Source organism: Limosilactobacillus sp. WILCCON 0051 (assembly GCF_039955095.1).
GTDB lineage: Bacteria > Bacillota > Bacilli > Lactobacillales > Lactobacillaceae > Limosilactobacillus > Limosilactobacillus allomucosae.
In genome coordinates, this window is sequence record NZ_CP154878.1 from 736,467 (window position 1) to 749,391 (window position 12,925).

12 protein-coding genes are annotated in these 12,925 nt (G+C 48.6%); 9 read left to right on the forward strand and 3 right to left on the reverse strand.

Annotation, left to right across the window (positions count from 1 at the left end; translation table 11 throughout):
* Positions 1-42 precede the first annotated feature (42 nt).
* The 7 genes from ABC765_RS03620 (at position 43) to ABC765_RS03650 (ending at position 6,767) form a co-directional block, all read left to right on the forward strand.
* Positions 43-1,350: a PTS sugar transporter subunit IIC gene (locus ABC765_RS03620; protein WP_347980729.1), complete on the forward strand. Its 1,308-nt coding sequence runs from the start codon at positions 43-45 to the stop codon at positions 1,348-1,350.
* Positions 1,350-2,258: an alpha/beta hydrolase gene (locus ABC765_RS03625; protein WP_347980730.1), complete on the forward strand. Its 909-nt coding sequence runs from the start codon at positions 1,350-1,352 to the stop codon at positions 2,256-2,258. Before ABC765_RS03620 ends, ABC765_RS03625 begins: the two co-directional genes overlap by 1 nt.
* 97 nt (positions 2,259-2,355) lie before the next feature.
* Complete coding sequence (locus ABC765_RS03630) at positions 2,356-2,853, forward strand: hypothetical protein (RefSeq protein ID WP_347980731.1); 498 nt, start codon at positions 2,356-2,358, stop codon at positions 2,851-2,853.
* 304 nt (positions 2,854-3,157) lie between these two features.
* Positions 3,158-4,267, forward strand: a complete 1,110-nt coding sequence (gene wecB / locus ABC765_RS03635; RefSeq protein ID WP_347963412.1) for a non-hydrolyzing UDP-N-acetylglucosamine 2-epimerase — start codon at positions 3,158-3,160, stop codon at positions 4,265-4,267.
* A 19-nt stretch (positions 4,268-4,286) separates the two neighbouring features.
* Positions 4,287-4,709: a hypothetical protein gene (locus ABC765_RS03640; protein WP_347963413.1), complete on the forward strand. Its 423-nt coding sequence runs from the start codon at positions 4,287-4,289 to the stop codon at positions 4,707-4,709.
* Between the two features lie 28 nt (positions 4,710-4,737).
* Entirely contained in the window at positions 4,738-5,997 is a 1,260-nt protein-coding gene (locus ABC765_RS03645; protein WP_347980732.1) for a glycosyltransferase family 2 protein, read from the forward strand.
* Positions 5,994-6,767, forward strand: a complete 774-nt coding sequence (locus tag ABC765_RS03650) for a hypothetical protein (protein WP_347963415.1) — start codon at positions 5,994-5,996, stop codon at positions 6,765-6,767. The genes ABC765_RS03645 and ABC765_RS03650 overlap by 4 nt, the downstream gene beginning before the upstream one ends.
* A 114-nt stretch (positions 6,768-6,881) precedes the next feature.
* Here ABC765_RS03650 and ABC765_RS03655 read toward each other — a convergent pair whose 3' ends face one another.
* A complete protein-coding gene (locus ABC765_RS03655; RefSeq protein WP_347980733.1) occupies positions 6,882-7,562 on the reverse strand; it encodes a DUF554 domain-containing protein in 681 nt (226 codons plus the stop codon).
* Between the two features lie 246 nt (positions 7,563-7,808).
* Positions 7,809-9,221 carry a C69 family dipeptidase gene (locus ABC765_RS03660; RefSeq protein ID WP_347980734.1) on the reverse strand — a complete coding sequence of 471 codons (1,413 nt, stop codon included), beginning with the start codon at positions 9,219-9,221 and terminating at the stop codon, positions 7,809-7,811.
* Between the two features lie 94 nt (positions 9,222-9,315).
* Here ABC765_RS03660 and ABC765_RS03665 point away from each other — a divergent pair, with 94 nt between their 5' ends.
* Positions 9,316-11,145: a cation:proton antiporter gene (locus tag ABC765_RS03665; protein WP_347980735.1), complete on the forward strand. Its 1,830-nt coding sequence runs from the start codon at positions 9,316-9,318 to the stop codon at positions 11,143-11,145.
* A gap of 99 nt (positions 11,146-11,244) precedes the next feature.
* On the opposite strand, the gene ABC765_RS03670 is transcribed toward ABC765_RS03665, so the two are convergent.
* Positions 11,245-11,418 carry a hypothetical protein gene (locus ABC765_RS03670; protein ID WP_347952976.1) on the reverse strand — a complete coding sequence of 58 codons (174 nt, stop codon included), beginning with the start codon at positions 11,416-11,418 and terminating at the stop codon, positions 11,245-11,247.
* A gap of 205 nt (positions 11,419-11,623) precedes the next feature.
* On the opposite strand from ABC765_RS03670, the gene ABC765_RS03675 reads away from it, so the two are divergent.
* Complete coding sequence (locus ABC765_RS03675) at positions 11,624-12,802, forward strand: acetyl-CoA C-acetyltransferase (protein ID WP_347980736.1); 1,179 nt, start codon at positions 11,624-11,626, stop codon at positions 12,800-12,802.
* Positions 12,803-12,925: the final 123 nt, after the last annotated feature.

Here is a 12,925-nt window from a genome sequence, read left to right on the forward strand (position 1 = left end):
TATACTAAGTCTAAATAATCTTTTAAGAAGTGAAGTGAAGCTATGCTGAACAGATTAGTAGAATGGACGGTGCGTTTCAATCAGCGCTCGTTTATCAAAATTACCCGGCAGACATTGATGCTGCTGTTTCCAATCGCCTATGTCGGGACCTTGGCAGTAATGCTGAAAAAAGCCTTCTTTGCCACGGATAGTTTTTTCTTTAATATTGCCGATCTGGGCGACGTCATGCCAGACTGGCTTTGGACTGGCATGACGGGGCTGACGGGCGGTCTGGCCAAGATTACGTTTGGGATGTTTGGCGTGATGGCTGCCTATGCTGCGGCCCGCTATACTGCCAAACTCTATCATCAAGATGCACCGATGGCAGGGATGACCGGTTTTGCCACCATGCTTTTGCTGGCTTTTCGCTATACGCGTACAAGCAATCCCAACATGATCTCATTTGACTGGAATCTTTTGAGCGTGCGCAGCGTTTTGTTTGCGCTGATCGTTGGCTATGGGGTTGGGCAGGTGTATCGCTGGCTGGGAAAAGGCGGCGAGCCCAGCGATCAGACGATTGAGACATTGGAAAAAATGCAGCAGCGAGCTCTGAATGCCATCCGTCCGCTGTTTTTTTCGCTGGCAGTCGGCGCGGCTTTAGGAGCGTTGTTCAACTGGCTGACATTAAGTTCCTGGCTGGATCTTGCCTATACCTGGTTAGAGAACTTTGGCCAGGGCAATCAGTCGCTATGGGTGGCCCTTCCTTTGATTGCCGTTTCGTTATTGATGAGCTGGCTGGGCATTGGCGGACCAACGATCAACACGGCTGCGCAAGGATTGACCGGCGCGGCGGCGGCTAATCTGAACTACGCTTTTCAGCATGGCTCAAGCTGGAACGTGCCGTACAAATGCCTAACCTCTACGCTTTACAGCTCATTTGCCAACTTTGGCGGTGATGGGGTCATGCTGGCTTTAGTGATTGCTCTGATCATCGTTGGTCGGCAGCCGGAAATTCAGCGGTTGGCGCGTTGGAATCTATTGCCGACCCTGTTTAACAGCAGCTATGGCTTGATGACCGGTTTGCCAGTAATCCTAAATCCCGTCTTCTTGCTGCCTTATCTGCTGCTGCCTTTGGCCAATCTTTTGTTAGGCGCTTTGGCAACCTTAATGCATCTGATCCCGGCAACGCCCTATCCTCTGCCAATGGGGACTCCTGGGCCATTGGCGGCATTTATCGGCTCTAATGGTGATTGGGAGGCACTGCTGTTTTCATTGGTGCTGCTGATTTTTGATGTCTGGGTATATATCCCATTTGTCCGCTTGGCGCTTGGTGCTGAACTTAAAACACAACAGATTGAGGCGGTGGCATAATGCTGATTATTAATGATAAAGAACGCCGACGCAGCATGCGCTTATTGATTTTTGTCATAGTCTTGCTGATTGTCCTGGCTTTTCCGGCTTATTTTTGGATGAAAGACAACAACCATTATCTGGCACAGCGCAGCAAGGCTCAGATGTCACCGGTCATTATGATTCCAGGCAGTTCGGCAACCAAGAATCGCTTTGATGAAATGGTGACGCTGCTTAATAAAGATACCAGTCACAAGCACAGTCTGTTAAAGCTGGAGGTCTACAACAGCGGTAAGATTACATATACTGGCAAGATCAGCAGTGGCGACAATGAGCCGATTATTGTCGTGGGTTTTCAAAACAATCATGATGGCTATGACAACATCAAAAAACAGGCCAAAATGTTTGATGAAGCCTTCAATGAGCTGATTGATCAGTATAAGTTCAATAATTTTAAAGCATTTGGTCATTCCAATGGTGGTTTGATCTGGACCTTATGGCTGGAAAAATACTACTCAGATTATTCAGACTATGTAAAGATCAAACGGTTGATGACGGTCGGCTCGCCATTTAATCTTAATGAAAGCTCAACCAGCAATCCGACGCAGATGTATACCTACTTTTTGAAGCATCGTGACCAGCTGCCGTCAAGCCTGGATGTCTATTCAGTTTCTGGTGCCGATACCTATACTGAAGACGGCATCGTTAAATTAGGCAGCGTAAGGGCGGGACGCTATATCTATCAAAAACAGGTCAAGCACTATACCGAGATGACGGTTACCGGCAGTAAGGCGCAGCACTCGTCACTGCCGCAGAATCGCCAGATCATTCGTTTGATTGAGGAATATCTATTGGACAGTGATCAGCCCAATGTCGTCAACAGTAAAAACAAACGGGTAAGTCACAGCTCTTCAGTTTCCAATCCATAAATTATATTTGCAAAATCCCTCTGCAAAAGGTTATTCTAAATGTGACGTGCAGACTGGATACGCATAGTCTGGCACCGAAATAAACAGGGGGATAACAATGAAAAGACAACAGCGTTTTGTCGAAATCATTCTACTATTGTTGCTGGGTTTAGTGGTTTCGTTTTGGGGGTATCGCGGCTATCGATTTATGCAGGCGCATCCGTTGGTCAATCGCGTCTATCGTTACCAAGCATCATCCGCAGCCAAAGCAGAACTGACCAGCACGCCAAATGACTACCAGTATGTGGTTTTTGGCGCTGGCAGATATCGTGGGAAATACATCAAGGTTGATAACCAAAAACAGCTGCGCCGAATTTTAAATCATCGGCAAGCCTATCAAGCAGCTTTTGATCAAAATGGAACCCGCTACCTGGTTCGTCATCATCAGCTGCAGTTGGATCTGGGCAACGTCCCAGCTGGCGAGAGTTATGTTCAGACCACCAAGCAGGCCTGGGTTGCTCAATCAGATCGGCATGATTTAGGGCAGACAGTAAACGATTCGTTAAAGCTGACCTCAATGCATGCTGCTAAACAGGCTGTCAGTTATCTGCCATAGGTTTGGGTAACACTTGCTGTACAAAACTAAATAACTATACTAAGCATCTGAATCTTTCAGGTGCTTTTTTTATTTTTTGTATAATAAATCGCAAAATTATAGCTTTTTTATAGAAATCGAATTGATTGATTTACGTTTAGTACATTAGGTAGGGATACTAAATATTATTTTTTTAACGTTGACTGTTTGTATATATTCATTTAATAGGCTGGATTATTTGCATATATTAAAATAAAATTAAAATCATAAAAGCTGATTTTGTTAAAAAGCTTTTCAATTGACAGATGAATTAGGAATGATTTTTATGGGCAAAAAACGAATCATGGTGATTTTCGGGACACGACCCGAAGCAATCAAAATGGTTCCGGTAATTAAAGCATTGGAGAAGGCGGCTGAATTTGAGCCAATCGTGGTGGTGACCGGACAGCATCGGCAAATGCTCGATCAGGTTTTGGAGACCTTTGATGTTTCGCCAGCTTTTGATTTGAACTTAATGAGTGATCAGCAGACGTTAACCAAAATTACGGTTAGCGTCTTGTCGCAAATGGAGCAGCTTTTAAAAACGACAAACCCAGATGCTGTTTTGGTTCATGGCGATACAACGACGACCTTAGCTGCCAGCCTGGCTGCTTTTTATCAGCAGATTCCGGTTGGACATGTGGAAGCAGGATTAAGAACCTGGCAAAAGTATGATCCGTTTCCTGAAGAGATCAATCGTCAGCTGACCGATGCTATTACGCAATGGTATTTTGCACCAACTGAACGCAGCCGCCAGAATCTCTTAAAAGAGCATCGTGATGAAAGCAGGATCTACGTCACGGGCAATACGGCAATCGATATGCTTGCCCATACTGTCAGCGACCAGTGGCAGTTGCCAATGCAAAATCAGATAGCGCCCAATGCCAAGATAATCCTACTGACGATGCATCGACGCGAGAATCAAGGCGCACCAATGAAAGCGGCTTTTAGTGCCATCAATGATTTTGTTTTGGAGCATCCTGAAATCGAGGTTGTTTTTCCGGTTCATTTAAGTCCCAACGTGCAAAAGGCGGCTCATCAAGCTTTTGACGACAATGAGCGCGTCCATTTGATTGCGCCGCTCAACGTCATCGATTTTCATAATCTGGCTGCACGCAGCTGGCTGATCATGACTGATTCGGGGGGGATTCAAGAAGAAGCGCCATCGCTGGGCAAGCCGGTCTTGGTGCTGCGGGATACTACCGAGCGTCCAGAAGGGGTTCAGGCTGGGACGCTCAAACTGGTCGGCACGGATGCGAAAACGATTCAAAAATGGCTCACGGCCTTTTTAAATGATCAGACAGTCTATGAACAAATGGCACGCGCGCAGAATCCATATGGCGATGGGCAGGCAGCCAAACGCATCGTGGATGTCTTGTGTCGCGAACTGAATTAAGAAAGGAATGCATATCATTATGAAAATCAAAAAAATTTGTAAGCTTGCAATCGTTCCAGCTGCAGTGCTGGTTCTGTCACAAACCAGTATTGGCAAGGCGGTTGCTGATACACTAACGCCAGCTTCCGTAGGGGCCACGGCTGAAACTGCGCAGACTGCTCAAAAAGGCACGACTGCGTCTACGGCTGCCAAAGCTCAAGGTGGCGCGGCAGTTGGTGATGGTTGGACGATTATTCCAGGCAAACCAGGGATTCCGGGTAAGCCAGGAGTTCCAGGCAAACCTGGCAAACCAGGGATTCCAGGCAAGCCGGGCATTCCTGGTGATGGTACGCGCGCAGCCACGGCGGCGACGGCTGCTACTGCCGCAACTGCTGCGACGGCGGCGACGGCTGCTACTGCTGCCACAGCGCCAACTGCTGCTGTAGCGGTAAAAGCCAAATAGCCATAATAAGCCGTAAAGGGGGTGCTGATTGATCAGTCAGATAATCTTTGAAACTTCATTTGCCGGTTTAATAATTTATCTAGTCTGGGTCTGTTTTTTACTTGCGCTAGGCCAAAACAGTCAATCAGACAAAGCCGAGCTGGGATTTGATCAGTCGTATCGGCTGGTGATTTTAGTTCCAGCGATGAATGAAGAGACCGTCATCAAACAGACCATGCAGCTGTTTTTAAAAGAGACTCATCAGCTTGCAAACGTCAAAATGGTCATTATTGATGATGCGTCTGATGATCGGACCGCAGCTGTCGTCAAGCGATTTATTAGCCAAACAGGCCAAGATCGGATTCAGCTTTTGCAGCGTCAGCACCCCAACGCTCAAACTGGCAAGGGAAATGCGCTTAACTGGGCCTATCATCAGCTGGCTTTGCAGGATGGCGATCCAAAGCGCCTAATCTGCGGCGTTTTAGATGCAGATGCCTACATGACGGAAAAAAGCTATCGCAGGGTGATGCAGTATTTTGCCGATGATGAGGATTTGGATCTGCTGCAGACACGGGTAGGCATGCTTGAAACCAACAATTGGCTGCAGCTGATGCAAGATATTGAATTCACCGTGATCAATGATTGGATTCAAAACACCCGCAATCGGCTTGGCAATGCGGCAGCTTCTGGCAATGGACAGTTTATCCGCGTCGGCTCTGTTGCCAGTTCACGGCCATGGGGCAATGCATTGTTGGAAGATTTTGAATTTAGTACGCGTTTTTTGATGCAGGGTAAAAAAACACAATATGCCAGTGATGCCTTGGTATACCAAGAGGCCATCGCCAAGGCTCGTCCCTTCATTCGGCAGCGATCGCGCTGGACGCAAGGGGGATTGGATTGCCTGTTCAGTTATTGGACGAAGGTCTTAAGCAATTCATTTATTCGTTTTTCAGCTAAATTTGAAATGACCTTTTATATGCTGATTCCGTTCATTACGATTTTTACTGGAGTTGCCAGTCTGATTGTCCTTGGTTTTACGCTGGCCAATCTGGACGACTATTGGCGATTGCTGTTACTGCTGATTTTGGTCAACCTGGGTTTTAGCAGCTATATCGTTTGGCAATATCAGCATATGACCAGTTCAAAACAATATGGTCTGCTGTTTTGGACGGCAATTACGTTTGCATTTTATAACTATCTGCTTTACCCAGCTATCGTGATCGCTTTTTATAAAAAATTTAGCGGTCAGACTCGCTGGGTTAAGACAGCTCATGGAAACAAAGATAAAATTGGGAGGAAAGCCTCATGAAAAAATGGAAATCAACAATGATGGCGGCTACGGCAGCATTAGGGATGTTCTTTGCATTGGGAACCGTAAATGCCAAAGCTGATGAAACAATCACGACCGCACCAACTGCGGAAATTGCGCAAACCGCCTCGATTGCTCAGACGGCTAGCGAAGCACTGACCAGTAATACGGCCGCTACGGCAGGTACGGCACCAACTGCGGGAACGGCAGGCACGGCAGCCACGGCACCGACCGCGGGAACGGCAGGCACGGCAGCAACTGCACCAACTGCGGGGACGGCAGGCACGGCAGCTACGGCACCGACTGCGGGGACGGCAGGCACGGCAGCCACGGCACCGACCGCGGGAACGGCAGGCACAGCGGCCACGGCACCGACTGCGGGAACGGCAGGCACAGCGGCCACGGCACCGACTGCGGGAACGGCAGGCACGGCAGCAACCGCACCGACTGCGCCAACTGCACCAACTGCACCAACCGCACCGACTGCGCCAACCGCACCGACCGCACCGACCGCACCGACTGCGCCAACTGCACCGACCGCGCCAACCGCACCAACCGCGCCAACTGCACCAACTGCGCCGACCGCGCCAACCGCACCAACCGCACCGACTGCACCGACTAACTCTGGCTGCAAGCAGGTGGTGGTGGTCATCATCGTTCGTGTTCATTACTTCGGCTGGTATGGCTACAACTACTGCCAAAGCTGCTCCATGCATTGGCTGCCACGCGTACACCACGCCTGGCACTCATTTTATGGATTCTACTGCTAAAAAAACTCGTCTCAAAGGGCATAATAGCCGCTTGAGGCGAGTTTTTAAATGGTGATGGCTTTTCAATCAATGAAGGGGAGCTGAACGGATTTAAACCGATCGCTGCCAATCTGGCTAAAAGATGTTTTTAAACAAAAAGAACAACAGCGGTCCCAATAAAGACGGCAGCATGTCTAGCGTCTTGAACTCCTTGATTTTTAACAGCGAGAAGCCAGACGCGGCAATCAGAAAACCACCGACGATTGATTCTTCAACCACGAAGGCATTGGAAAAGAAACTGGCGGACAGAAACTTGGCAATTAAATAGATGCCGCCAAACCAGACTAAAACGATCGGCGTTTCCAAAAGCATCCCCCAGCCAAAGCCGGTCCCAAAAATAATGCCACAGACCAGCGTCAGCATGGCGTTGGTATAAAGCATCGTCTGATTGCCATTGGTTGCGGCAACGACTGGTCCTAAGATCCCTAAAGCACCAATGCAGTCCAAAAAGCTTGCCGTGGCCACGCCTTCGCCAAGCTTAGAGGAAAAACGCGTGCTGAGCCAGTGGTTGGAACGGTCATCCAGTTGCCAATAGGTGCCTAGCGGGATTCCGACTGCCAGGCTGATGATAAAAAGGACCGGGTAGTTGCTTTTGGGCATGTTGCTGATGACCGACTGCAGTCCAACACCAAGAGCAGCAAAGCCTAATGCTATCCAGAGGGTCTCAATGTATTTTTTCTGTAAGAACTGCTTAAAAAAACAGCCGATTGCAGTACCGACAACTACCGCGCCAACGTTGGCCCAGATTCCGATCATTTTAAAAAACCTCGCTTTAAGTTAATCTGCCAGACTGAGCAGCATCAGCCAGACATTTTGAACATACTTAACTATTTTAGCTTATTTAATCGTTATAAAAAAGAAATTACCACAGACTCTGAAACGATCAATCAAAGGGTCAAGAAGTTGAGTGCGATTCTTAAAACAACAGTGCTTTGGACGATTAAAAAGACTGACGTATGTGTGCAGGACACCGTCAGTCTTTTATCAAGATGAGATTATTTATTACAGGTTTTCATCTGTGTTAAAATTCAAAGGACAGTAATCAGTCATTTTGGTGATCAATTCGAGGCTCAACTGACGGTAGGCGTTTAAAACGTCGGTCGCGAAGTTTTCCGACTGACGCGTCAAATAGTTGGTCAGCTTGGCACCGGCCAGACCAGCTGCCTTTTCGTCGGTTGCCTGAATCATGGCAATGGCCTTGGCGTTGCAGTCTTTTTGGACATCACGAAGCATTGGCAGAAAATCGTGCAGGTGACTGTCGACTAAAACGCTGGCATGCTTAAAGATCCAGTATGCTGAGTTGAGCTGAGCCGGCAGCTTGCCTCGTTTGTATGGCGCTGGCGTGTCGTTGATATTGCTGAAGAATGGAACAAACGTTGATTCATTGGCAACCCCCATGGCAATCCAGTGAATGCTGTTTTTGGAAGCCCGCGACGTCTGCAGAATGTGGGCTTCCTGCGTCTTGGCCAGGCTGATGGGACGGTAGCGGTGCTTTTCTTCATCTGAACCAGTACCGATTGGATCAAATGGCGTCCCTTCATAATGGGAGCCAAGGTAGGCCTGGGCGTCAAAGATTGACAGCTTGCGTTCAGGCTTCATCAAAAATGGCAGGTCGGCAGCTTCCGGCTGTTCGTTTTGCGCAGCTTTTGGGCTGAACATTTGATGACCATACCAAACGCGCGGCTCACTATAGACGGCATCTGAACGGTCAGCCGTACCAAAGATCTGGCGGAAGTTAAAGGTACCAGGGTGCGGATTGAGCTGGTTCTTTTCGACGAACTCCTGAATGCCAGGATGGTACATGAAGTTGTCTGGATCGTTAAAATCAATCTCCTGGATGGCTAATTGATTGGCAACGACAGCATAGCAGTCATCGGGAATCCGCTGGGCAACCCAGTAGTGACCAGCGCCAGTCTCAAGATACCAGGCCTCGTCATCGTCGGCAAACAGAATGCCATTGGTTTCGCCAGTTCCGTACTTGGCAACCAGTTCGCCAAGTCTTTGCACCCCTTCGCGAGCAGTCTTGACGTATGGCAAAACGACCGTAACCATAGCCTCTTCGTTTAAGCCTTCTTTAACGAGTGGATCATAGCCTAACACCAGATCGTTGGAATAGGCGCTTTCGGTTGCACTCATGGCCACACCGTATTCATTGATGCCGGCTTCTTCAAACAGGCCGTACTTGTCGGTCCATTCTGGCGTTGCCGTATAGCGAGCACTGATCTTAGGCAGCGTCAGCTCAAGTTTGGTATCTTTAGAGACGAATTGAGATGGCATCTCGCCGCGCGCGTGAACAACCAGGCGTTTTGGCCAGGCTGCCTTGGCATCTTCATTGCGGCCGATCATGATTGAGCCATCGCGACTGGCCTTTTTACCAATCAGAATGCTGGTACATGCCGATAGTTTTTGTGACATTTTCAGGTCCCCTTATTTGGATTTTGTAACTTCATGTATTTATTTTAACCCAAACAATCAATAAAATTAAACAAAAAGTGGAGGAAATTAAATAATGGAACAGCTTTCAATGTTTATTATTATGTTTTCAGCCCTGCTGATTCCAATATTGATGGCGCGCTTTAAGGTTGCCAGCGTACCTACCGCGGTGGCCGAGATTATCGTAGGCATCATTTTGGGGAAAAGCGGTTTTAATCTGGTCGTGCAGACCCGTGACCTGACTTTTTTATCGAGTCTGGGCGTGATCGTCTTGATGTTTTTGTCAGGGATGGAGATCAACTTCAGTCTGTTTAAAAAGCGGCCTGGGGCACCCAAAGACAAAAAGTCGCCGGTTAATCTGGCGGTTGCCTCATTTGTCGGCATTATGCTGACGGCGTTTATTCTCGGAATGGCATTGAAGGCAACGGGGATGTTCAATGACGTTCTGCTGGCGACGATCATCTTCTCAACGGTGGCGCTTGGCGTAGTGATTGCCACGCTGAAGGAAAAAGAAATCCTCAGCCGGCCGATGGGACAGACGATTCTTTTGACGGCGGTCTTAGGCGAGGTCGTTCCCATGCTTTCACTGACGGTATATGCCTCAATCAACGGCGGCAATGCTGAGCGCTTATGGATGATCGTGCTGCTGTTTTTGGCAGCGATTCTGCTGCTGCATCGTTTCAGACAGCCATTTATCTGGTTTAACAAGGTTACCAAAGCAACAACGCAGCTGGACATTCGATTGGCTTTCTTTCTGATCTTTACGCTGGTGACGCTGGCAGAGACGGTGGGAGCCGAAAACATCCTGGGCGCCTTTTTAGCCGGGATGGTAATGAAGCTGCTGGAGCCAAGTGAGGCTACGCAAGACAAACTCACCTCAATTGGTTACGGCTTTTTCATCCCGATCTTCTTTTTGATGACCGGTGTCAAATTGAATTTGCGCACGCTGCTGACCAATCCGCGTGCCCTGGCGCTGATTCCGGTACTGGTAGTCTGCTTTGTTTTGGCAAAGATTGCGCCAATGCTGGTCTTTCGGCAGCGCTTCAACGGGCGGAATGCATTTGCTGGCGGTTTCCTGCTGGTTACGACGATTACCCTGGTTCTGCCAACGCTGCAGGTCGCGCGCAATCTGCATGCCATTACCGCGACACAGTCAGATGCCTTTGTCTTGGCGGCAGTAATCGTCTGCATTATTGCACCGATCGTCTTTAACTCGGTCTACCGTCTCGCGCCAGAAGACAAGCTCAAACAGCGCGTCGTCTTTTTGGGTACGAACGTCTTCAGTGTTCCCGTCGCCCAGCAGCTGTCGCGTAACTGGTATGAGGTAAGAATGGTTACGGACAGTCAGGACAACTATAAAACCTATGACAGTGAAGTTAAAAATCTGACCTATCTGCCGGAACTAAGCGAGGCCGCCTTAGAAAAGGGCAAGTTTTTTGACTGTGACATTATGGCGATTGACTACCTGGATGATGCCAAGAATTTCCGGCTGGCTAAACTTGCCAAAGCGCATCACGTCAACCGCGTAATTGCCGGTCAAAATCAGCGCAATCTGGATGAGGACCAGCGCAACAAGCTGCAAAAGATAGGGGTTGAGATCTTTAATGTCTACAACGTACAAACCAGTGTCTTACGGGCTTTGATCGAATCGCCATCCATTATGACGATGCTTAACAGTACCGAAGCCGGGCTTTATGAAGTCGTAGTCCGCAATCGCCGCTATACTGGTCAGCAATTGCAGGCCCTGCCGTTTATTGATCAGATGACGGTCAGTCGAATTCGCCGTGGGACGCAATGGCTGATTCCACATGGGACGACGGTGATCGAGCCTGGCGACCACTTGATTTTTACCAGTAAAGCCAGTGACGTTGCCAATATTCGTGCTGAACTGCGCAAACGCAACTAAGCTAAATCAAAAACAGTGCCATGGCAGGCTGATGATCAAGCCTGCAGCGGCACTGTTTTTATATTGCTGAAATCGGCTGGCAACGAGATGCTGGTTTGATTATTTCTGCTCAAATAACAGAGCACAGATAATCATAACGGCAGCCAGACCCCAGGCAACTGCTTTAAAGATTCGCAGTCCTTTAGGCGTAGTCTTGATTTCTGGATGATGATTCCAGTACATTGGCATTAAAACGGCCAGCAGCACACAGCCGGTTGCAATTATCCAAAACATATCATTCACCTCACGTAGTTTCACAAAAACTTTACCATAAAATCAGCAGTAATTGATAATCATTAATCATTTTTGGCCAATTCGCGATTGATAAAGCCTTACTTCAAAAGGTGGTCGTTAATTAATGGGGCAATTAATTGCACTAAACGGCGAAAATCGATAAACTAGGATACGTTTGCAAGATTTCATGCTGTGGGGGAATTTGATGGAAAAAACATATATCGTTGCTGCCCGGCGAACGCCAATCGGCAAATTTGGCAAGTCTTTAGCCGGTGTTTCTGCCGTCGAGCTTGGAGCAGCCGCAATCGCAGCCGTCGTCAAAGACAGCGGCGTAACCAAGGAGGCCGTTGATCAGGTTTTAATGGGTAACGTGATTCAAGCCGGGACTGGCCAGAATCCAGCTCGTCAGGCCGCGATCAAGGCAGGCCTAGACTATGCCACGCCTGCAATTACGATTAATGATGTCTGCGGCTCAGGTCTGTCCAGTGTCAGTCTGGCAGCCGGTCTGATTCAATCAAATCAGGCCCGCATTGTGATTGCTGGTGGGATGGAAAGCATGTCGCGAGCACCGTATATCTTAAATCAGGCTCGTGGCGGCTATCGTTTTGGTGATGGTCAGCTGATTGATGCCCTGCAAAAGGATGCCTTGATCGATGTCGAAAACGGCTATCCAATGGGAATTACCGCGGAAAACGTGGCCAATCTTGACCGAATCAGTCGTCAAGAACAAGACGAGTTTGCCTTGCACAGTCACCAAAAAGCAGTGGCGGCACAAACCAGTCATGCCTTTGATCGCGAAATCGTCCCAGTCGAGGTTCAGACTCGCAAAGGGACTACGATCGTTAAAAAAGATGAGGCACCGCGCGCGGACACATCAATTGAAGCACTGCAGAAATTAAAGCCGGCTTTTGCCAGTGAAGGAACGGTTACAGCGGGGAATGCCTCGGGACTTAACGATGGGGCAGCGGCCGTCATGCTGGCTTCTGAATCGGCAGTCAGGGAATATGGGCTGCAGCCGTTAGCAGAGTGGAAGGCGGCAACCCTGGTCGGTATTGATCCGGCATACATGGGATTGGGACCGGCCTATGCAATTGAAAAACTATTTAACGAGACGGGGATCAGCAGAGAAGATGTTGATCTGTATGAAATCAACGAAGCCTTTGCCTCACAATCAGTTGCCTGTCTGCGGCGACTCAAGCTGGACGAACGGTGCGTCAATCCACGTGGCGGGGCAATTGCTCTGGGTCATCCGGTGGGCTGCTCGGGAACGCGGATCTTGGTAACGCTGATTCATGAAATGCAGGATCTTGATGCCCAGACCGGGATTGCCAGTCTGTGCATTGGTGGCGGCATGGGCGTGGCCTGTCTGGTTGAAAAAGCGTAATAAAGATAGAGCTTAAAACAGCCGACGCGTTATCGACGAGTCTGGCTGTTTTTTAGTTGATTATGGTTTGGCGGTCAAATGTATCTTGATTTAGCAAAATTACGATCAGAAGTAATAATTGGC

Coding starts and splice junctions, on each gene's coding strand:
- ABC765_RS03650 (WP_347963415.1), top strand. CDS start 5,994: ATGAAAAAATGGAAATCAACAATGATGGCGGCTACGGCAGCATTAGGG.
- ABC765_RS03660 (WP_347980734.1), bottom strand. CDS start 9,221: ATGTCACAAAAACTATCGGCATGTACCAGCATTCTGATTGGTAAAAAG.
- ABC765_RS03670 (WP_347952976.1), bottom strand. CDS start 11,418: ATGTTTTGGATAATTGCAACCGGCTGTGTGCTGCTGGCCGTTTTAATG.
- ABC765_RS03665 (WP_347980735.1), top strand. CDS start 9,316: ATGGAACAGCTTTCAATGTTTATTATTATGTTTTCAGCCCTGCTGATT.
- ABC765_RS03620 (WP_347980729.1), top strand. CDS start 43: ATGCTGAACAGATTAGTAGAATGGACGGTGCGTTTCAATCAGCGCTCG.
- ABC765_RS03625 (WP_347980730.1), top strand. CDS start 1,350: ATGCTGATTATTAATGATAAAGAACGCCGACGCAGCATGCGCTTATTG.
- wecB (WP_347963412.1), top strand. CDS start 3,158: ATGGGCAAAAAACGAATCATGGTGATTTTCGGGACACGACCCGAAGCA.
- ABC765_RS03640 (WP_347963413.1), top strand. CDS start 4,287: ATGAAAATCAAAAAAATTTGTAAGCTTGCAATCGTTCCAGCTGCAGTG.
- ABC765_RS03630 (WP_347980731.1), top strand. CDS start 2,356: ATGAAAAGACAACAGCGTTTTGTCGAAATCATTCTACTATTGTTGCTG.
- ABC765_RS03675 (WP_347980736.1), top strand. CDS start 11,624: ATGGAAAAAACATATATCGTTGCTGCCCGGCGAACGCCAATCGGCAAA.
- ABC765_RS03655 (WP_347980733.1), bottom strand. CDS start 7,562: ATGATCGGAATCTGGGCCAACGTTGGCGCGGTAGTTGTCGGTACTGCA.